This is a genomic window from Acinetobacter sp. 802_lipA (genome assembly GCF_058242885.1).
In genome coordinates this window covers 2,585,298-2,607,218 of the sequence record NZ_JBZAYP010000001.1, presented here as the reverse complement: position 1 = coordinate 2,607,218, position 21,921 = coordinate 2,585,298, and the positions used below count along the sequence as shown (strand labels likewise).

At 43.8% G+C, this 21,921-nt stretch carries 19 protein-coding genes; 9 read left to right on the top strand and 10 right to left on the bottom strand.

The annotated features are described in order from the left end of the window. Positions 1-15: 15 nt before the first annotated feature. Together uca and AC4CU3_RS12910 are read left to right on the top strand one after the other, a co-directional pair. On the top strand, positions 16-3,618 hold the full coding sequence (gene uca / locus AC4CU3_RS12915; RefSeq protein WP_279043344.1) for an urea carboxylase: 3,603 nt from the start codon (positions 16-18) through the stop codon (positions 3,616-3,618). Positions 3,619-3,621: 3 nt separating this feature from the next. Then, positions 3,622-4,326 (top strand): GntR family transcriptional regulator, encoded by a 705-nt coding sequence (locus tag AC4CU3_RS12910; RefSeq protein WP_279043346.1) that lies wholly within the window; start codon positions 3,622-3,624, stop codon positions 4,324-4,326. 68 nt (positions 4,327-4,394) lie between these two features. On the opposite strand, the gene lysM is transcribed toward AC4CU3_RS12910, so the two are convergent. From lysM to AC4CU3_RS12880, 6 genes are all read right to left on the bottom strand, one after another. Beyond that, positions 4,395-4,868 carry a peptidoglycan-binding protein LysM gene (lysM, locus tag AC4CU3_RS12905; protein WP_004982938.1) on the bottom strand — a complete coding sequence of 158 codons (474 nt, stop codon included), beginning with the start codon at positions 4,866-4,868 and terminating at the stop codon, positions 4,395-4,397. Between the two features lie 246 nt (positions 4,869-5,114). Further along, positions 5,115-5,351, bottom strand: a complete 237-nt coding sequence (gene acpP / locus AC4CU3_RS12900; protein WP_004695351.1) for an acyl carrier protein — start codon at positions 5,349-5,351, stop codon at positions 5,115-5,117. Positions 5,352-5,437: 86 nt separating this feature from the next. After that, positions 5,438-6,172: a 3-oxoacyl-ACP reductase FabG gene (gene fabG / locus AC4CU3_RS12895; RefSeq protein WP_062034057.1), complete on the bottom strand. Its 735-nt coding sequence runs from the start codon at positions 6,170-6,172 to the stop codon at positions 5,438-5,440. Then, positions 6,169-7,155 (bottom strand): ACP S-malonyltransferase, encoded by a 987-nt coding sequence (fabD, locus tag AC4CU3_RS12890; protein ID WP_201702625.1) that lies wholly within the window; start codon positions 7,153-7,155, stop codon positions 6,169-6,171. The genes fabG and fabD overlap by 4 nt, the downstream gene beginning before the upstream one ends. Positions 7,156-7,331: 176 nt before the next feature. Beyond that, positions 7,332-7,514, bottom strand: coding sequence for a 50S ribosomal protein L32 (gene rpmF / locus AC4CU3_RS12885; protein WP_004695348.1), 183 nt, complete (start codon positions 7,512-7,514; stop codon positions 7,332-7,334). Positions 7,515-7,590: 76 nt separating this feature from the next. Next, the gene (locus AC4CU3_RS12880) at positions 7,591-8,148 is read right to left on the bottom strand and encodes a YceD family protein (protein ID WP_004982945.1); all 558 of its coding nucleotides are present in this window, start codon (positions 8,146-8,148) and stop codon (positions 7,591-7,593) included. A 97-nt stretch (positions 8,149-8,245) separates the two neighbouring features. Here AC4CU3_RS12880 and AC4CU3_RS12875 point away from each other — a divergent pair, with 97 nt between their 5' ends. From AC4CU3_RS12875 to rluB, 7 genes are all read left to right on the top strand, one after another. Further along, positions 8,246-8,908, top strand: coding sequence for an elongation factor P hydroxylase (locus AC4CU3_RS12875; protein ID WP_279043352.1), 663 nt, complete (start codon positions 8,246-8,248; stop codon positions 8,906-8,908). 85 nt (positions 8,909-8,993) lie between these two features. Then, positions 8,994-9,611 carry an L-threonylcarbamoyladenylate synthase gene (locus AC4CU3_RS12870; RefSeq protein ID WP_004695345.1) on the top strand — a complete coding sequence of 206 codons (618 nt, stop codon included), beginning with the start codon at positions 8,994-8,996 and terminating at the stop codon, positions 9,609-9,611. Positions 9,612-9,665: 54 nt separating this feature from the next. Then, complete coding sequence (locus AC4CU3_RS12865) at positions 9,666-9,932, top strand: hypothetical protein (protein ID WP_279043354.1); 267 nt, start codon at positions 9,666-9,668, stop codon at positions 9,930-9,932. 517 nt (positions 9,933-10,449) lie between these two features. Continuing rightward, positions 10,450-12,855, top strand: coding sequence for a sulfatase-like hydrolase/transferase (locus AC4CU3_RS12860; RefSeq protein WP_279043356.1), 2,406 nt, complete (start codon positions 10,450-10,452; stop codon positions 12,853-12,855). Positions 12,856-13,364: 509 nt separating this feature from the next. Next, positions 13,365-14,159 carry a segregation and condensation protein A gene (locus AC4CU3_RS12855; RefSeq protein WP_125280338.1) on the top strand — a complete coding sequence of 265 codons (795 nt, stop codon included), beginning with the start codon at positions 13,365-13,367 and terminating at the stop codon, positions 14,157-14,159. Next, a complete protein-coding gene (scpB, locus tag AC4CU3_RS12850) occupies positions 14,159-14,746 on the top strand; it encodes an SMC-Scp complex subunit ScpB (RefSeq protein WP_279043359.1) in 588 nt (195 codons plus the stop codon). Before AC4CU3_RS12855 ends, scpB begins: the two co-directional genes overlap by 1 nt. Positions 14,747-14,787: 41 nt before the next feature. Next, complete coding sequence (gene rluB, locus AC4CU3_RS12845; RefSeq protein WP_004695341.1) at positions 14,788-15,894, top strand: 23S rRNA pseudouridine(2605) synthase RluB; 1,107 nt, start codon at positions 14,788-14,790, stop codon at positions 15,892-15,894. 164 nt (positions 15,895-16,058) lie between these two features. On the opposite strand, the gene AC4CU3_RS12840 is transcribed toward rluB, so the two are convergent. The 4 genes from AC4CU3_RS12840 to AC4CU3_RS12825 are packed head-to-tail and all read right to left on the bottom strand — an operon-like array spanning position 16,059 to position 21,915. Then, positions 16,059-17,789 carry an ABC transporter ATP-binding protein gene (locus AC4CU3_RS12840; RefSeq protein ID WP_005400314.1) on the bottom strand — a complete coding sequence of 577 codons (1,731 nt, stop codon included), beginning with the start codon at positions 17,787-17,789 and terminating at the stop codon, positions 16,059-16,061. 10 nt (positions 17,790-17,799) lie between these two features. Continuing rightward, positions 17,800-18,945 (bottom strand): ABC transporter permease, encoded by a 1,146-nt coding sequence (locus AC4CU3_RS12835; RefSeq protein ID WP_005400313.1) that lies wholly within the window; start codon positions 18,943-18,945, stop codon positions 17,800-17,802. Positions 18,946-18,952: 7 nt separating this feature from the next. Next, a complete protein-coding gene (locus AC4CU3_RS12830; RefSeq protein ID WP_005400312.1) occupies positions 18,953-19,891 on the bottom strand; it encodes an ABC transporter permease in 939 nt (312 codons plus the stop codon). An 11-nt stretch (positions 19,892-19,902) separates the two neighbouring features. Beyond that, on the bottom strand, positions 19,903-21,915 hold the full coding sequence (locus tag AC4CU3_RS12825; protein ID WP_279043408.1) for a M3 family metallopeptidase: 2,013 nt from the start codon (positions 21,913-21,915) through the stop codon (positions 19,903-19,905). Positions 21,916-21,921 lie beyond the last annotated feature (6 nt).

The window sequence follows — 21,921 nt, the reverse complement described above, 5'->3', positions numbered from 1 at the left end:
TTTAGGAATTTTAAAATGTTTAAAACTGTATTGATTGCAAACCGTGGCGAAATTGCCGTACGTGCAATTCGCACTTTAAAAAAACTGGGGATGACCAGTGTAGCGGTATATTCAGACAGTGACCGTTACGCACAACATGTCAAAGACGCGGACATTGCCATTGCTTTAGACGGCTTAAAACCATCCGACACTTATTTAAGCATTGAAAAATTGATTCAAGCTGCACAAAAAACGGGGGCTGAAGCTATTTTCCCGGGTTATGGCTTCTTATCAGAAAGTGCTGAATTTGCAGAGGCTTGTGAGAAAAATAATATTGCCTTTATGGGGCCAACAGCGACACAAATTTTAGAGTTTGGCCTGAAACACCGTGCACGTGAGCTTGCCGCCGCAGCTCAAGTGCCCATGACACCAGGTACAGGCCTACTTGGCAGCTTAGATGAAGCAATTTCTGCGGCTACAGAGATTGGTTATCCCATCATGCTAAAAAGTACCGCAGGTGGCGGAGGGATTGGCCTCACTCGCTGTGATAATGAACAAGCCTTAGTTGAAGCTTATGAAAGCGTCAAACGTTTAGGCGCACAATTTTTTAAAGATTCGGGCGTATTTTTAGAACGTTTTATTGACCGTGCGCGTCATGTCGAAGTTCAGATTTTTGGTGATGGCCAAGGTCAAGTGGTTGCATTGGGTGAACGCGACTGTTCATTGCAACGTCGTAACCAAAAGGTAGTGGAAGAGACCCCAGCGGCTCATCTCCCCGAAGCCACACGTCAAAAACTACACCAAGCAGCAGTTGAACTCGGCAAATCGGTCAATTACCGCAGCGCAGGTACGGTCGAATTTATTTATGATGCTGCACGTGATGAATTTTACTTCCTTGAGGTCAATACCCGACTACAAGTGGAACATCCTGTCACTGAGATGGTGACGGGTTTAGACCTGATTGAATGCATGCTTAAAGTTGCTGCGGGCGATGCACTGGATTGGACGGCACTTAGCAACATCCAACCGCAAGGTGCGGCGATTGAAGTGCGTATTTATGCAGAAGATCCAGTTAAAAACTTCCAACCCAGCCCGGGTGTACTGACCGAAGTTGTATTTCCAGACAATTGTCGTGTTGATACATGGGTTTCAACAGGAACAGAAATTTCGCAATATTTTGACCCGATGATTGCCAAAATCATCGTACATGCGGACACCCGTGCACAAGCCATTGAGCAACTAAAAAATGTACTCTCTCAAACTCGTTTAAATGGCATCAGCACCAATTTAGACTATGCACATAGCGTGATCTCTGATGAACGCTTTGAACAAATGCAAATCTGGACACGCTTGCTAGACGACTTTGACTACGTACCGAATGTGATTGAAGTACTCCAAGCTGGCACACAAAGCTCGATTCAGGACTTTCCGGGACGTGTTGGCTATTGGGATATTGGTGTACCACCATCGGGTCCTATGGATGACTATGCTTTTCAATTGGCCAATCAAATTGTAGGGAATGATGCTAGCGCAGCAGGCTTCGAGTTCACTCTGCAAGGCCCAAGTCTCAAGTTTCACCAAGACAGTGTGATTGCACTGACAGGTGCACCATGTCCTGTGCAACTGGATGATAAGCCTGTGGCCTTTTGGCAGCCGATTCACATTTGCGCAGGTCAAGTACTCAGCTTAGGACAGGTCGAGTCTGGTTGCCGTAGCTATTTAGCAGTGCGTCATGGACTCGATATCCCCCTATATTTGGGCAGTCGTTCGACTTTTGCTTTAGGTAACTTTGGCGGGCATGCAGGACGTGTGCTTCGTGCAGGTGACATGATCAAACTCGTCAACACAACCCATCCAAATAGCGATACACCTTTAGCCACGCAAGAACCACAAGCTCTATCTTCTGCCCTGATTCCAAGCTACGGCAGAGAATGGAAAATTGGCGTTCTGTATGGACCACATGGTGCACCTGACTTTTTTAAACCTGAATATATTGAAGAGTTTTTTGCCTCCGAATGGACTGTCCACTTCAACTCCAATCGTTTAGGCATCCGACTGTCAGGGCCAACACCAAGCTGGGCACGTGAAAATGGAGGTGAAGCAGGACTCCACCCATCCAATGTCCATGACTGTGAATATGCCATTGGTGCAATTAACTTCACAGGTGACTTCCCTGTCATTTTAGCCAAAGATGGGCCAAGTCTAGGTGGCTTCGTTTGCCCTGTAACTATTGCCAAAGCTGAACTTTGGAAAGTGGGTCAACTTAAAGCCGATGATAAAATCAGCTTTTATCCTTTAACCGTTGAACAAGCCAATACCTTAGAACAACAACAAATTGAACGGATCGAAAATTTTGCTCATGCAACCCTTAATTCTGAACCCCCAAGCAGTGATATTCCAACATCCGCAATTCTTGCCAGCTTAGAGGCAACTGATGTGTCTCCACGCACGGTATACCGCCAAGCGGGTGACAGTTATATCTTACTGGAGTACGGTGACAACGTTTTAGACTTGGCGCTACGCTTACGCGTTCATCAGCTCATGCAACTCATTCGCGCGGCTAATATTAAAGGCATATTGGAACTGTCCCCCGGCGTACGCTCGCTGCAAATCAAATACGATGGGCTCACGCTTCCACAGCATCAATTGATCGAATTTCTACTCAAGCTTGAACAGCAAATGGGAGATTTAAGCCAAATTAAGATCCCGTCACGGATCATTCATCTCCCAATGGCATTTGAAGACAGTGCAACTTTAGGTGCTGTAGAACGCTATCAAGAAAGTGTCTGTGCCAAAGCACCTTGGCTACCAAACAATGTCGATTTTATTCAACGCATCAATGGTTTAAACAGCCGAGAGCAAGTCAAAGAAATTATTTTCAATGCCAATTACCTCATTTTAGGCCTTGGTGATGTTTATCTCACCGCCCCATGTGCAGTACCGATTGACCCACGCCATCGCCTGTTAAGTTCAAAATACAACCCAGCACGTACTTTTACCGCTGAAGGTACCGTAGGCATTGGCGGCATGTATATGTGTATCTACGGTATGGACTCTCCAGGTGGCTACCAACTGGTCGGACGCACCCTACCCATCTGGAATAAGTTTAAAAAGAACAAACAGTTTGGCGACAAACAATGGTTTCTAAGCTTCTTTGATCAAATCAAATACTTCCCCGTATCTGAGTCAGAGTTAGAGCAATGGCGTGCCGACTTTGAAAATGGTCAAGCACAAATTCAAATTGAAGACACTGAATTTGACTATGCAGCGTATTTACAACTGCTTGAAGATGAAAAAGACAGCATTGCCGAGTTTAAAGCACAGCAACAACACGCTTTTAGTGCTGAAGTGGGCTTATGGAAAGAAAGCGTTGATCATCAAGAACATCTGATTGCAGAAATACCTGATGAGACCGACTACAGTGCCTATGCAGCGCTACATGCTTCGATGACAGGTAATATTTGGAAAATATTAGTGGAACAAGGTCAGATTGTGAAAAAAGGGGAAACCATTGCTATCATTGAAGCCATGAAAATGGAATTACCTGTATATGCAGCAGATGACGGTACTGTCAAAGCCATTATTTGTCGGGCTGGACAAACCGTTCATAGCGGTGAGCCTTTGGTTTATATGGAATAACGCATGCCCAATATGACACGTGCAGGTTCAAGTTCAGACAATTTGTCTGAACTGGTTTACCAGCAAATAAAAAACGATATTTTTGATTTCAAATTGATGCCAGGTGAACGTTTTACCGAATCCGAAATCGCCTTGAGCTATCAGGTCAGCCGCACGCCTGCACGGCAGGCGCTATATCGATTGCAACAAGAAGGCTATGTAGAGGTGGCATTTCGTAGTGGCTGGACTGTCCGCCCGCTGAACTTGCAATACTACGATGAGCTTTATGAGCTGCGCATCATGATTGAGCAGTACGCAATTCGAAAGTTATGCAGCAGTACATCTCAGCCATCGAAGGAAATGAAACACCTACACAAAATTTGGATGGTTGCACCTAAGCAGTATCTATCGAGTTTAAAAGCCATGGCGAAAATTGATGAAGATTTTCACTGTGCATTGGTTCGTGCCATTGGCAATCAAGAAATGATCAAAATTCACCAAGAGGTCAGTGAAAAAATTCGCATTATTCGGCGCCTCGATTTTTCAAAAATGGATCGAATTGAAGCCACCTATGCGGAGCATCAAGCCATTTTGAATTATATAGCACAGCAACAGACGGAGCTTGCAGTTGAAAAGATCAGTGCTCACATTCAACAAAGTCGAGATGAAGTAAAAAAAATTACTTTAGGTATGCTCAATCAGCATGCTGTTGTGAAAGCAAGTCACTAAGCACTTGATCAACATTCCACTCTCAAATAAAAAAGGCGCTTCATGCGCCTTTTCTTCAACCTTTGAACTTAAGCAGGAATACGTAGGACTTGGCCTGGGAAAATATCATCTGCATCTTTCAATAGCGGACGGTTGGCCTCAAAAATTTTATTGTACTGGTTGGCATCACCATAAAATGCTTTGGAAATTTTCGATAAGTTATCCCCCGATTTAACCGTGTAGAACTTACTTTCAGGTTCAGGGCTAGCCACAGTGAGTTGATCATCGACTTGTGCCACATGGTCAATATTACCGACGGCTAAAACAATCTTTTCTTTGTCGGCTTGAGTCTGAACTTGCCCTTTCACGGTCGCCAAATCCGTGGTGGAGTTATAGCTGACTGAAAGTCCCGTCACAGGTAAGCCCAATGCTTTAATATGACCCAATAACTTGTTGGCAATTTCTTGAGCAGATGGCTCTGCTGGTGTGCTTGGTGCAGCTTGAGGCTCGGCTGCTGCTGTATTTTTCTTACCAATGCCTTTAACAAAATCAAAAAGACCCATGTGTATGCTCCATCTTGTTATATCAGTGTTGTTATATTGAATGCTCAAAAATGAGACACCCTTTTTTATACCCAAAAAAGACAACAGATTTGGTAGCGAAAAGTCCTCTTAAGGTAAAGCTTTGTAAGTTACCCGAGTAAATAGCAGATTTTAAAGGTGAGTTAGGTGCTTTGCATTTTTTGAAAGGCATAAAAAAGCCACCCAAGTGGGTGGCCTTTCCATTCAGCAAAGCTGAAACAATATGTATTAACCTAGTTTCTTAGAAACGTAGTCAATCGCAGATTGTACAGTTGTGATTTCGTTAGAATCTTCATCTGGGATTGTGATGTCAAAGTCGTTTTCGAAAGACATAACAAGCTCAACAAGGTCTAAAGAGTCAGCACCTAAGTCATCCATGAAAGATGCTTCGTTTTTGATTTCTTCAGCCTTAAGACCAAGTTGTTCTGCAACTGCTTGCTTGATGCGTTGTTCGATATCGCTCACAGGAATTCTCCTCATTGCTTGTGGCGTTTTTAATGCCGTTAGTTTAATTGAATCTTTAAAATTTTGAAAGTTTATCCATCAGCCAATTAGCTCATGTATAGACCACCATTTACATGCATTACCGTACCAGTAATGTAATTTGCTTTGTCTGATGCCAAGAAGCTCACCGCATTTGCAATATCTTGTGGATCACCTAAACGGTTCAAAGCCACTTGATCGCTCATTTTTTTACGGATATCTTCGCTTAATTGCTCAGTCATTTCTGTTGCAATAAAACCAGGCGCCACTGAGTTTACAGTGATTTGACGGCTGCCCATTTCTTTTGCAAGGCTACGGCTAAATGCTTCAATACCAGCTTTCGCTGCTGAATAGTTGGCCTGACCTGGGTTGGCAAAATGCGCAACCACAGAACTAATATTAATAATTCGTCCAAAACGTGCTTTAGTCATGCCTTTTAGCACACGTTTAGATAAACGGTAAACTGCTTTTAAATGGATATTTAAAATGTCATCCCAGTCATCTTCTGACATACGAAGTAACAAATTATCTTTGGTAATTCCAGCATTGTTCACCAAAACCAACACAGGGCCATAGTTTTGTTCAATGTCAGTTACAAGCGCATCAATGGCAGCACCATCACGAACATCGAGTACTTTACCTGCACCGTGTTCACCGAAGCTTACAGCAAGTTTTTCTGCACCTGACTCAGATGTCGCAGTACCCACAACAAAATAACCGTCTTGAATAAGTTGCTGAGCGATGGCAGCACCAATCCCTCGACTTGCACCTGTCACGAGTGCAATTTTGCGTTCCTGTGTCATGCAATTTTTCCTTCAGCCACTAAAATGGCATTTAGTGCATCTTCCAAGCGCGATTTACTATCGAGTGGAAATGCTTTTTCAATATTAGGTAGACGTTTTGCCAAGTTTGCCAAAACATTGCCTGGACCACACTCTGCAACATATTGGATCCCTTGATCCTGAATAAACTGCATTGTTTTGGTCCACTGTACAGACTCATATAACTGAGCGGTAAGTGCTTGGCGGACTTGTGCTACATCTGTAGCAATTTCCGCGCCCACATTTTGTATTACAGGTATGCTAGGCAGCTCAATGGCAGTTTGTTCCAAAGCTTCTGCAAACTGTTCTGCAGCAGGCTTCATCAATGAACAATGCGATGGAACAGAAACTGGTAATGCAATCGCTTTGCCGCTGTTTTCTTTGGCTAAAGCCATGACTGCTTCAATTGCTGCTTTTTCACCAGCAATCACCACTTGACCCTGAGCATTGTAGTTAGCTGCCTCAACTGAACCTTCAGCTTGACTCGAAACTTGTTGGCATAAAGCAACAACTTGCGCATCATCTAAACCTAAGATGGCTGCCATTGCACCCTTACCTTGAGGTACAGCACTTTGCATCAACTTGCCACGCAAATTTACCAGCTTGACTGCATCACCTAAGCTTAGGCTTCCTGCTGCAACCAACGCACTGTATTCACCAAGTGAGTGCCCCGCCAAATACTTCGGTGCAACACCGCCAAGTTCTAACCATACACGCCACAAAGCAATACTGGCAGTTAACAATACTGGTTGGGTAAATTCAGTTTGGTCTAAACCTTCACCAGATTGTGCAATGTGCCACAAATCGAATCCAACCGCTTTAGAGGCTTCTGCAAATGTTGCTTCAACACTGGCAAATTGTTCTGCCAATTCAGCCAACATGCCAACCTTTTGTGAACCCTGACCGGGAAATACAAACGCTGTTTTTGTTGCCTGAGCGACTTGATCAAGTTGTTTCGCAGACATAAAAAAGTCCTTTCTTGTCTTTGCTCTCGTTTATGGAGCGAAAATTTAACACTTAATTTAGGTCGATGTAATTGCCAAATACAACAAAAACAGCAGCGATAAAAATTCGACAACAAAAAAAGGGAGCTTTACGCTCCCCTTTTTTCGACTAAGCTTTAAGCTTAATGCTTCGACAATTATTCAGCAGATGCTTTAGCGAATAATTGACGACCACGGTAGATACCATCTTTAGATACATGGTGACGACGGTGAATCTCGCCAGTAGCTTGGTCTACAGTTAATGCATTCTCGGTTAAAGCGTCATGTGAACGGCGCATGTCACGGCGAGAGCGACTTTTACGGTTTTGCTGAACGGCCATGATGGCTCCTTACAAATCGAAAAATATGGATCAGAACAAATTCAGTTGTCTTATACGGAAGAGTATAACACAAAAATTAGTTAAGTTTACCCTTCAAACTTGCCAAAACATCAAACGGATTATCCCGCTTTTCTTCAACAAGTTCTTCAACGGCAGGTTGGTGCTTATGTTCACAAGCGTCATGCTTAGCGGACAAAGGCATCAACAATAACAATTCATCTTCTATCAGAGACAGTAAATCAGCCGTCGCAGGCGCATCATAGCTACCTTTCGTCGTTGCTTCACTTTCACCTAAGACGATGAAATCAGCATCCTCATCCAAGCGCTCTATCAGTGACTCATCATCCACTAGAGCTAGATGAAAATCTGAAACGAGTTCAATGTTTACCGTGCCTAAACAACGCTGGCATTCCATTGGAACGTTCGTTTCAACGTGACCATCTAGCCATACAATACGATGATACGCATCCATTGATAGCTTACAGTCTATGTTAATCAATTGATCATCAATTGATCCAACAGCTTCACGGGCTATACGAGCAAAGCGAGACAATGGCAGTGTTCCTGACCATGTAAAGCCTTGTTCGGCCCATTTAAACGGCTCAATCTGTGCCGGAAAGGTATTTGCTGACATAATTAAGGCGGCAATTCTACAAATTCATCAGTACTCTGTCAAAGATTAAGATACAATTTTGTACTTATTTAGACAGACCATTTGGGTAACTTAAGTCATGCATCTGTTGCAGCCGCAAACAGAAGTGAGTATTTCATCACTTGTGAGCACAATTTCAACTGTCGATTCTGACATTTCAAACCGCCAAGTGCAACTCTCGACGTGGGAGAATTTGTGTACAGAAGCAGAACAAGTTGATTGGCTCATCTTACACTTTAATCGTTGGTTTTCCCACCTGAATGTCAACTTGGTTAAAGGTGACTCTGAACCTGAATATTTTCCCGCGATAGAAAGCTCCCCTGCGCGTATCCAATTTGCCCATGGTTTTTTTAATAGTGCCTTGCATGAAATCAGCCATTGGAGCATTGCAGGAGACAAACGTCGCCTACTCCCCGATTTAGGCTACTGGTATGCACCCGATGGTCGCACAGCTGAACAACAAGCTTTATTTGAACAGGTTGAAATTAAACCTCAAGCCATTGAATGGATGTTTGCAAAAGCCTTTGGACGTAAATTTCGGGTTTCACTCGACAATTTGACTGGTGAAGGTGGTGACGGCAGCCGCTTCAAAGACCATGTTTTCGCTCAAGTTCAGGCTTATTTTTCAGGCCAAGCCCAATTACCGCGTGATGCGAAACACTTCATTGACTGTATTTGCCTGTGTACTCGTGCTGGCAAAATATTACAGAGCGATGAATTTCAAAGAGAAATGCTCGACTAAATTTAGCACGATTCACATTTTGGTCATTGAACATCACCGAGATAAAGCGCGATAATGTTGAAAAAACCATCAGGAGATAAAAACGATGCTTCATTTAAGAGTCCATCCTGATAACCCTCAAGCACGCTCAATCAGCCAAGCAGTAGAACGGATTCGCGCAGGCGATGTGGTGGTGTATCCGACCGATGCCGCTTATGCCATTGGCTGCCAGATTGGGAATAAAAATGCCATGGAGCGGATCGCTCAAATTCGCGGCCTTGGGGCCAAACATCAATATGCCATCATTTGCGCGGATCTTTCCGATATTGCCACTTATGCCAAAGTGGACAATGCTATGTATCGTTTACTGAAAAACAATACACCAGCCGTGACCACGTTCATTTTGCCTGCAACCAGTGAAGTGCCTAAACGCTTGATGCATCCGAAGAAAAAAACCATTGGTCTACGTATTCCAAGTAACCCTGTGTGCCAAATGTTACTCAAAGAGTTGGGTGAACCACTACTAACCAGTACTTTAATCCTGCCGAATCAGGAAGAACCGCTGGATGATCCCTATGATATAGAAATGCAACTATCAAAACGAATTGATGTGTTTATCGACAGCGGGCTGGGCACATTAAGCACCACCAGTATTGTCGATTTATCAGGTGATCACCCTGAAGTGATTCGCCGTGGGCTTGGCGATGTCAGCGCATTTGAGTGATGCGCTGCATTTATTCGCTAGGGAAACTGAATCTCACATTCTCAATAGATCAACATGACCCTGTTTACGGTTTTGCTCAATCTGAATCAATTTCCCGAGCAACATAGTTTATATGTGCAGCGTCCTTGGACACTTGAGTCCGAGACTTTGGTGCAAAACCCGAGTTCAATCAACTGCATTATGCGGGAAGAGAATCTGTATAGCTATTTCCTGCCGATCGCGACCATCCAACAATACTTCAAATATCTTGAACCCAAAAATCTCTGCCTACAAGACAGCTGTCAGCGCATCATTGAATTTGCGCTACAAGGACCTGAGTAAATTATGGATGAATCTTTTCCTTGGCGTCAACTGACGCATTTATGCATATTTTGGACGTACTTTACATCCCTAGGCTTTCAAATCAGTACACATCCATAAAAATTAAAGCACTTCAGCTGTGCGGCTTTAGCGCTCACAACCGATGTTACTGCAAAGAGCCATCTTCATTTTAAAGTGCGGAAAAAACAGCCAAGTCCATTCTTTTGAGTGGTTCATCTTCCGAAGCAGTTTGCTACTGTACGGCCAGAACATCAAACATACTTCGCCGTACATTGACGATGGATCGTCATGGCATGAAAAACAGCCACATCATAATCAAATCAATAAGGACAAAAAATGCCGAACCAAGGGAATATCACAATATTAGGCCTGTTTGCAGTTTCAACTACTCCAGTGCATCTAAGCCTTTTTATTCTGTAGGTCTTTTCTTTCTACTTCGCATTTTCGCGCATTTTTTTCAAAACTAAATACGGTTTTTCAACACCACAACAAGGAAACTTTTAATAAGGGATTGTATATGAACAAAAATAGACCATTAACCCCAAAACCACTGACACAAGTCCTCACGCTGGTTGCTGCGATTGCAGCTTCGCATATGGCTTTAGCCGCACCTGAAACCCAAAGTTCAGCACCTCAAGCCCTCAATCAGACAGGCTTGGTCTTACCCCAACCCACACCCGCATTTAATGGGGTGATTAAAGAAACCTTTGAAGGCTCTAAACAAGATTTCCCTCAACCGATAAAAGCATCGAAAGATGCACCCAATGTGGTGGTGATTTTGTTAGATGACTTGGGCTTTGGGCAAGCTGGCACCTTTGGGGGACCTGTGCCGACACCTGAAATGGATGAACTTGCAGATGATGGTGTGATTTTCAATCGTTTCCATACTACAGGAATCAGTTCCCCTACCCGTGCAGCGCTTTTAACGGGACAAAACCCACATCAAGTTGGAGCGGGAACCATTACCGAACTTTCAACAGGTTATCCGGGATATAACACGATATGGCCTAAGGAAAGTGCCAGTGTGGCTAGAATCCTTAAAGACAATGGCTATGCCACTGCGGCATTTGGTAAATGGCACAACACCCCTGACTGGGAAACATCCCCAGTTGGTCCCTTTGAACGCTGGCCAACAGGTCTCGGTTTCGAATATTTTTATGGCTTCTTTGGTGGTGAGTCGAGCCAATGGGAACCACAGTTGATCCGCGGGGTGACACCCGTTGAACCCACTAAACGACCAGAACAAGGCTATAATCTGAATGTTGACTTGGTCGATGATGCAATTGGTTGGATCAATCGCCAAGGCTCAGTCTCTCCAGATAAACCGTATTTTGTCTATATGGCACCCGGTGCCGTCCATGCACCACTGCATGTCAATCAAGAATGGATTGATAAGTTTCAAGGACAGTTCAACCAAGGTTGGGACAAAGTCCGTGAAGAAACCTTGGCCCGTCAGAAAAAATTAGGCATTGTTCCTAAAAATACCGACTTGACGCCTCGCCCAGACAGTATTCAAGCTTGGGCTGCTCTGAGTGCAGATGAGAAGCGCTTGTTTGCAAAACATCAAGAAGTCTTTGCAGGTTTCCTCGCACAAACAGATCATGAAATGGGACGTTTGATTAAAGCCATCAAGAAACTTCCAGATGCAGACAATACCCTCATTATTTTTATTGCGGGGGATAATGGTGCCAGTGCTGAAGGGACGTTAACGGGTACTATCAATAACCTAATGACTCAAAATGGTTTTCCAGATACCGTTGAAAATCAATTAAAACATATTGATGAAATTGGCGGACCTAAACACGAAAACCAATATCCTGTCGGTTGGGCATGGGCTGGCTCGTCTCCATTTCAATGGATGAAACGCGTTCCTTCTCACTTCGGGGGAACACGCAATGGCATGATCGTTTCTTGGCCTGCAAAAATTAGAGCCACGCATGCGATCCATAACCAATTCCATCATGTTTCCGACATCACCCCAACCATTTTAGAAGCAGCCAATATTCCGCAGCCCAACTTAGTAGATGGTGTAAAGCAAACGCCAATGTCTGGCATTAGCATGGCATACAGTTTCAATGATGCAAAAGCCAAAGATCAGCGTCATACCCAATACTTTGAAACGGGTGGACATAGAGCCATCTATCAAGACGGTTGGGTTGCCTCATCCTTCCATGGCGTACCGTGGAAGCTCAGTGGCTCTTTAGGCTTTAAAGATAGTCCATGGGAACTATACAATATCAAACAGGACTTTTCCCAAGCGCATGACCTAGCAGCCAAAGAGCCTCAACGCTTAGCAGAAATGCAGAAGCTATTCGACCAAGAAGCAGGCAAATATGGCGTTTATCCGTTAGATGATCGTTTTGTAGAACGTGCTTTTAATCCAGAGCGGCCTTCTTCAGTTCGTGGCCGAAAGCAATTCACCTATTCAGCAGGAACCACGCGTCTGCCTGAAGGCAGTGCACCATCCATGTATCAGCGCTCGCATAGTATTAAGGCTGACGTTGTCATTCCTAAAAGCGGTGCCAATGGTGTAATTGTGGCTGAAGGTGGTTCAGGAGGTGGCTTCTCGTTGTATTTGGAAAATGGCATACCTGTGTACGAATACAACTTCTTTGCCCAATCGTATTATCGGATTGCTGCCACCAAAGCATTAGCGCCGGGTAAACACACCATCGTCGTAGACTATCAACAGACTCCGCGTGAAGGTCGACATGGTATTGGCGGACCCGTGACCATCAGCGTCAATGGCGAAACGGTTGCCCAAGGTCAGGTTGAAAAAGTGGTTCCTTATCGCTTCTCCGCAACTGAAACCTTCGATATCGGTATGGACTTAGGCTCAACCGTTTCACCTCGCTACAATGAAAAAGCGCCGTATGCATTCACAGGTCAAATCGATACCGTCACAATCGATTTAAAAGACTAAATAATTTCAAACGCGATGATCTGAGATTGATCAACACCCAAAAATTTGAGACTTCAAAGTCTCTGAAGTTGGAGCAGCGCTGAAATACTTTCTTCGTATTTCAGCGCTATTCTTTAAGGTATTCATCCAATGCCTATTTTGTAGGCTGCTTTTGAGATTCATAATGCCGCACTATGCAGCCTCATCTAGCTACTTACAATAAATCGATTATTTTTCAAACCACAGGACTAGGTCCTAAGTACATCATGTTCTCTCAAACCCACCCCACTTCTGCAAATTTAGCTACGACATCAGCGCATAAAAAGCATCACACAAATAAATACTCTCTATTTATTTACAGCTTTTTTTGTTATTTGGTCGGTGAAATCATGTATTCACGCCGCAATTTGTTTTACACTAAGCCCTATTAAAATTATGTATTTTTTAAATCGCCTCTACTTTTTCTCCTTAAGTACTGATTCGAAAAAACATAATCATGCCTTTGAAAATTCGCGTGGCCAATAACTGTAATGAATCAATCCGTCCATAATGCCATGGAAGATCTTCCACAAATCCGTGTTATGGATGAGTGGCATGACTCCATCCCCGAGGATTTATATATTCCTCCAGCTGCATTTGAAATTCTTTTAGAGCATTTTGAAGGACCACTCGACTTTCTGATTTACCTGATTCAAAAAAACGGCTTCGACTTATTACAGTTAGATATTGCCCCTATTGCAGCGCAATACCTGTCTTATATGGATGCCATGAAGTCGCTTAACATTGAGCTGACAGCAGACTATATGGTGATGGCCGCGCTATTGGCTGATTTAAAGTCACGTTTGCTATTGCCAAAAGCACCCAATGCAATCCAAATTGAAAAAGACCCAAAACAAGAGCTGATTGACCGTTTAGAAACTTATCTACGAATTAAACAAGCGGCTGAACGCTTAGGACAAATGCCTATATTAGAGCGAGACACCTTCTCAACCAATGTCAGCTTAGGCCAAACTCTAGACAATAATGACGGTCATAATGTGCAACAGCTGCGTGATGCACTTTTCTGCGTGTTTAACCGACCTGAGCCAATCACCCACCAAATTGCACAAGAACCAGTTTTACTTGAAGAGCGTATGGCTTTTATTGAAAGCAAAGTCGCTTCAGGTGAAGTTTTAGTTTTTGAATCTTTGCTGCGTCCCATTCAAGGACGTATGGGCATGGTCGTGACGTTTATGGCCATTTTAGAGTTAACCCGCCAGCAACGTATTCAAATTGTGAGTTCAGGTGTTGAAGCACCACTTTCGATACAAGGAGTCAAAAAATAATGTTAGAACAAACCGCTCCTGTAACGAATGCAGACAACTTGCATGAAGTGTTGATGCAATTAGAAGCGATTATTTTTGCCAGTGATGCGCCTGTTTCACTTGCACGATTGAAAGAATCGTTCCAAAATCAATATAGCAAACAAGATTTACGCCTGTTTTTACAACAACTTGCCATGCTACAACATGGTCGTTCGATTGAACTGATTGAAACTGCTCAAGGTTTTCGTTTTCAAGTTCGAGCAAAATACCGTCAAATCGTTGCACAAACGTGGCCAGAGCGACCAACTCGCCTCTCGCCATCGCTACTCGAAATGTTGGCCGTGGTTGCTTATCATCAACCCGTCACTCGAGCAGATATAGAACAAATTCGAGGAGTCTCAAATAACAGTCAACTGTTACGAGCGTTATTTGATTGGAACTGGATTAAAGAATCTGGTTTTCGTGAACTCCCAGGAAGACCTGCGTTGTTAGTTACGACGCCCCAATTTTTAAATGCATTTGGCCTAAATTCTTTAGGTCAGTTGCCTCCCCTGCAGGATGCCAAGGAAGCTTTTATGGCGCTCGATGCGAATGCACCGAAGTCGTAAATAGGTGAACTGTTGATGATAATTTCTAAGGTTATGCTGTCATGAGTGAAAAGTTGCAAAAGGTACTCGCACGAGTTGGTTTGGGTTCTCGCCGTTATATGGAAGAAGTCATTGCCGCTGGTCGTGTGAGTGTCAACGGCCAAGTTGCCCAAGTAGGCGAACGTATTGAACCAGGTGATGAGCTTCGCATCGATGGTCGTAAAGTATCGTTCCAAATTGAAGATGAAATTCGTCGTCGTGTTCTGATTTACTATAAACCAGAAGGCGAAATTTGTTCACGTAACGACCCTGAGTCACGTCCAACGGTATTCGATCAATTACCTGCAATCGCGAATGATCGCTGGGTGATGGTTGGACGTCTGGATATTAACTCAACAGGTCTACTGTTGTTCACAAATGATGGCGAACTCGCGAATCGCTTGATGCACCCATCAAATGAAGTTGAACGTGAGTATGCTGTACGTGTTATGGGTGAAGTGACGCCTCAAATTAAGAACAACATGCTCAAAGGTGTGGTGTTAGATGATGGCCCAGCGAAGTTTGAGTCATTCTCTGAAATTGGCGGTGAAGGGATTAACCGTTGGTATCAAGTGGTGGTAAAAGAAGGTCGTAACCGTGAAGTACGTCGTATTTTTGAATCACAAGGTTTAAAAGTCAGCCGTCTACTCCGTACACGTTATGGCACGGTTATTTTACCGCGTGAATTACGTACGGGGCGTTGGATGGAGTTGGACAAAAACGACATCGACAACTTAACCAAAGCGGTTGAGTTAAAACCACGTCAAGGCACTGGTTTATACGGCATGGCAAAACGTCGTACTGAACGTATGCAAGAAAAACCAATGGCTGCGCGTCGTGGTGGTTTCTTACGCCAACAGCGCCGTGACAATGAAGATGAAGGCCAACAACAAGCGAAGCCAGCTTTCAACCGTGAACGTCGTGAAAATCCAAATGGTCATAGCCAACGTCGTCAGGACAATGCACAAACTGGTTATGGTCAACGTGAACCACGCCAAAACTCAGGCTATGCACAACGTGACAGCCGTCCAGAGAACTTTGGCAACAAAGGCACCTATGGTCAACGCGACGCGCGTGATGAAAATGCGCCACGTAAACCTTTTGGAAATAAAAGCTTTAAGAAATTTTAATTTCTAAAGTCCAAATTTGAGCCACTTTCGAGTGGCTCTTTTTATATGTGTTTACGCTGCACAATAAGCTCCCTTTCTGCTCTAGATCAGAAAAAACTGCAAGCTCCTTATAAAAAATGCCCAACTTATTGAGCGTTTTTATTATTAAAACAACAGCCACCCATTCATGCCACACTTTGCGGAATAGCACTAAGTAAACGTTTGGTATATTCGTGCTGTGGCGACTGGTACAAATCATCTGAATTGGCTATTTCCACCACATCACCATGATTCATCACCATGATTTGATCTGAAATATATTTCACCACTGATAAATCATGTGAAATAAAGATATAACTCAGTCCAAATTCATCCTGTAAGTCTTGCAGCAAATTCAGTACTTGGGCTTGTACCGAAACATCCAAGGCCGAAACTGACTCATCACAAATCAAAACCTCAGGTTTTAAGGTTAGGCAGCGCGCAATCGCAATACGTTGACGTTGCCCACCAGAAAACTCATGCGGATAACGATAAAAAGCCTGTGCAGGTAAGCTCACACGCTCCAACAGTTCCAAAGCCATCTGTTTACGTTCAGCATCATTCGCGCCGATATGATGCACCTGCATCGGTTCCATCAGAATCTGCCCGACGGTAAAACGTGGATTGAGTGATGCATAGGGATTTTGGAAAATAATTTGAATCTTGCGTTGATACCGAGCAAACTCTTTTTCTGACATGGCCAAAATATCTTGACCTTCAAACAGCGCTTTTCCTCCCGTCGCCGCCTGTAAACGCATCAGCAATAATCCGATGGTGGTTTTCCCCGAACCAGACTCACCCACCAAGCCCAAAGTCTTGCCTTTTGCCAGTTGGAAACTCACGCCTTTGACCGCTTGAAACTCCTCTATGCCGAATAATCCTTTACGACTATAAAATGACTTTTTAAGGTCACGCACATCTAAAATGATCTCTTCTTGGCCAGTTAAGCCGCGAGATCTTTGTTGAAGTGACTCGACATCGATGGTATGCATTTCAATATAGTCATCACCCTTTTGCTGCATGAAATCACTGATCATGGGCAAACGCATGGGACGTTTGGACAATTGTGGACGGCAGTGTAACAACGCTTTGGTATAGACATCTTGAGGGCGTTCAAGCACATCTTTAACCCTGCCTTGTTCACGAATTTGACCATGCCGCATTACGATTACCTGATCGGCAATTTCCCCGACTAAAGCCAAATCATGGGTAATAAACAGCATCGACATTTGATGCTTCTTCCGCAACGACTCCAGCAAATCTAAAATTTGCTTTTGAATGGTGACATCCAGCGCTGTCGTCGGTTCATCGGCAATCAATAGTTTGGGTTTACACGCAATTGCCATAGCAACCATGACGCGTTGCTGCTGCCCACCCGACAATTGCCCCGGATAAGCATCAATCTTGGCTTCAGGAGATGGAATTCCAACTTCTATCAAGAGTTCCAAAGCACGTGCACGCGCCTGCTTACGACTCATGCCCAAATGTAACTGCAAAATTTCTGCAATTTGTGAACCCACCGTAAACACAGGATTTAAGGATGACATCGGTTCCTGAAAAATCATGGCAATATCTTTGCCGCACTTTTTCCGCATTTCACGGCGTGGTAAATCGAGTAGGTTTTTCCCCTCAAACAGAATTTTACTGTCCAAAGCAATTTGACTACTTTCAGGAGGTAATAGCCCCATGGTCGCTAGCGATGTGACCGATTTACCACTGCCAGACTCCCCGACTAAAGCCACAGTGGCATTCACTGGAATACTAAAACTAATGCCTTTGACTGTTTCAATGTACTGCTTTTCTTCATTTTTAAAGCTGACACGCAAGTTTTCCACCTGAAGTAAGACTGGCGCTGTCATATGATTGAGTTCAGACATTCTCATACTCCTATTTCAGTTTCGGGTCTAATGCATCTCGCAATGCATCGGTAAACATTGAAAATGCAGTGACCAGAACCGCCATTGCCACAGAAGCAGCCGCTAACTGCCACCACTTACCTAAAATCAGTTCACTTTGCGCTTCATTCAACATGCTGCCCCATGACACCACACCAACAGGGACACCAAAACCTAGGAAGCTCAAAATCACTTCTGACTTAATAAAGGCCACCACTAAAATTGACATTTGAACCAGTGCAATATGACTGACATTGGGAAATATATGCACAAAAATACGTCGGCTATGACTCACCCCAATTGCTTTTGCCGCCAACACATATTCCCGCGAAGTATGCTTCATATATTCGGCACGAATTAAACGATATACCCCCGTCCACCCCGTTAAACCCAAAATCAAAACAATGGATAAAACACCTTTTTGTTGCAGTACTGCGGCAATCGCTAGCACCAAAAGCAAATAAGGAATCGAGGTAAAAATGTTATAAAACCAGTTCAAGACATCATCGACCCAGCCACCAAAGTAGCCCGAAATGGCACCTAAAACCGTGCCAATCACCACAGCAAGAAAAGCTGCGACTAAGCCAACAATAATTGATGTTTCTGCACCTTTAATGGTTTTCAGTAAAACACTTTGTCCCCATTTGTCGGCACCTAAAATCAGGCTTTGCTTAAGTTCCGCTTGCTGATCTAGTAAATGACCATCTAGCGCTTGATCAATCGCTCTCATATCTTCGGCTAAAGGATCAACAACCCCATAGTAATCAATTGCCCCCCCCACACCCTGTTCAGCAGCAATTTCTGTGTTGAGCTCACGAATCACATCTTTTAAAGGATCAACAGGGTTCTCAGGCACAGCCGCTTCGACTTTTCGTGTTTCACTTTGCGTAGCAGGTATCGCTGCTGCACCGATAAACGTAGGCGGTGCATAACTCACAGCGACTTCTTTATTCCAGTTTTTTGCAATCAATCCTGTAGATGACAAAATTAACAGCACCAAATAAAACAGTACGATTAGGAGAGAAAACATGGCGATTCGATCGCGTTTTAAGCGGCGCATGGCGAGTTGCCATAGTCCTGTAGACGCTGTTGTAGGTTCAGCAGTATCTGGTTTTCTTTTAGTAAGAACACTGAGCATAATTCACCTACTTCAACTGTACACGTGGATCGACCCATTTATAAATCAAATCGGCAATCAAGTTGAAAAACATCGTTGCGAGGGCAACGTACACGGTAATGGCTTTAATTACGGGAAAATCACTACGCTCTACCGCAATAATTACTTCACGACCAATGCCCGGGATACCAAAGAAACGCTCAATCAAAAATGCACCAATCAACAAAGCAGGTAAACTTGCCATCACGTCTGTAATAATCGGGATTGAGGCATTACGTAGCACATGCACGCCTAAAATGCGCCGTTCACCAATCCCTTTGGCACGTGCAGTACGAACATAGTCTTGATTGACTTCATCCAAAACAAAACTACGATACAACCGTAAAGTCGGGGCAATACTGACCACTAACATGATCAGAATGGGCAATAAAGCATATTTAAACAGGTTCACACTAAAGCTATCGCTCCAGCCTTGTACTGGAAACCAGCTCAGCTGATAGGCAAAGACATACTGAAAAACAATGATATACACCAAGATACTGATCGACATGCCAATCGTACACAGCATCATCACCATACGATCCGTTAAACTGCCACGCACCGCTGCCACCGCCAAAGCCAACACAATAGAAATGATGGTTTGTAAGATCGTCAGCGGAATGAGCAAAGTCAGCGAGGGTCCGAGTCGTGTCGTGATGATTTGCGATACTGACTCCCCTGTACTCCAACTCAGCCCATAATCAAAAGTCAGAATCTGCTTAATGAAAATCCACAGTTGCACATAATAGGGCTGATCGACCCCAAGCTGCTGTCGGATATTTTCAATCTGTTCAGGGTTCGACATTTTCCCTGCCAAAATATAAGCAGGATCACCACCAACCCAGTTAAACAAGAAGAAAATCAGCAACACCACTCCAAGCATGGTCGGGATCATTTGCCAAATTCGACGAATAATATATGCCAGCATAAAAATGCCCCTTATTTCACCCGTTGACCGGTAATTTCATCGAAAAAGGCTTTGTTATCAGGTTCACGACCCAAAAAGTCTTTGACCAATGCTTTGGCAGGTTTTTGACCACCTTGGGACAAAATCGTTTGACGATAGTGTTGTCCCACTTCAGGATTATTTAAGTTATCACCAAAGGCTGAGAGCATGTCCAACGCCATCACTTCTGACCACATATAACCGTAATACCCGACTTGATAACCACCCATGATGTGACCAAACTGCCCCGGAAACTCGGTGGTTGGAACATAGCCCAAAGCCGTTGCCCCTTCCATTTTTTCCCAAACCTTTAAGGGCACCTCTCGTGCATCACTGCCATGTAGCGCCATGTCATACTGCGCATACAACGTCTGACGAGCATAATGTAAACCACGCCCATAGCTATGCACGGCATTGAGTTTGGCAATCAGCGCATCATCCACGCGTGGGCAGTCAGGTTTACAGTAATCAGCCACCTTTGACAAAGTCTCTTTGCGTCGTGCCCATTCCTCATACATTTGTGACGGCGCTTCGACAAAGTCCCGCTCAACTGAAGTTCCTGACTGAGACGAAAAGCGTGTGTTGGATAAAATGCCATGCAACGCATGACCAAACTCATGTACAAAAGTTTCTAACTCATCACTATTTAAACCATTGCGGTTAAAGTTAGTGACCAGTGCTGAAATCGGTTTGCGTCCAGTTAAGCTACTACCGCCATAAACACCCCACACAGCAGCATGTCCATATTTACCTTTACGTGGAAATTTATCCATATATAAACCGCCGAGCAGTTGCCCTGTTTTGGCATCGGTCACATCGTAATATTCCACTTCGTCTTGCCAAACCTCGACTTTGGCAGGCTTAAACTTGATGCCATATAGGTTTTCAGAAATGGCAAATAGCCAGTCTTGAGAGGCTTGTGTTGGAAAATACTGACGTAGCTGTTCTTGGTCAACCTGATACTTGGCTTTGCGTAATTTTTCACTCCAATATGCTTCGCTCCAACGCTCAATACTGGCTTGCTCAACAGGGATATTTAAACTTTGCGCTTTAAACTCACGTAGAGTTTGGACTTCCTTTTTCTCTAGGGGCGCCACGGTAGCATGTACATCCGCCAAGAATTTATTCACGGTTTCAGGGGTTTTCGCCATCCGACTTTGCAGTACCCATTCGGCATAACTAGACTTACCAAATAGTTGTGCTAACTCATAACGTAGGTCCATGGCTTGCTTCAGCAGCGCCAGATTTTTCTCGCCACCACGTCGGGTAAATGCAATTTGATAACGCTTACGTGCTTCATCGTTATCTGCCAACTCCATAAACGGACGATAATCGGGATACTCAAAGCCGAGTAAATAATTGCCTTTGTCATTTTTCTTTAAGCCGTCGATATAACTTTGTGGCAGGCCTTTTAGCTCATCAGGGCTAAATTCGATTTTTTCAGGATTATCACGTACATTACGCGCATACTCTTGTTCAACTTTTGCCAATTCATCAAAAATCGCTTTTAAACGTACTTGTTTATCTGCTGAAAGCTGTATCCCTGTTTTTTCAAAACCTTCCAAAATATCTTCACGGAACTTGGCTTCAATCGGATCAGCAATTTTAATTTTCTTAATTTGTAGATATAGCTTTGGATTCTGATACACATCGGTTTGGAATTGGCTAATTTTAATTTCACAGTCTTCAGCCGCTTTACGCAGTGCTTCATCAGGGTCAACATTGCTATACAGACCAATCGGGCCGTAAAAATCTTCAAATGATGCAAAAATACGATCCCATTCAGTCAATACAGGCGCTGCAGCGGTTTCATTTTTAAGGGGCTTATTTTCAAACGTTTTAAGTTGCTTTTTCACATCCGCAATTTTGGCATTACACATTGCAGGGATGTCTTTGGCTTGAAAGCTGGGTAATGTTTGGCGCGGTGCTGTTTCCGCCAAAGCCATCTGACTCATCCCTAGGCCCAACATGCACAATGCAGTGAATTTAAAATGTTGCTTTTTCATCATGAC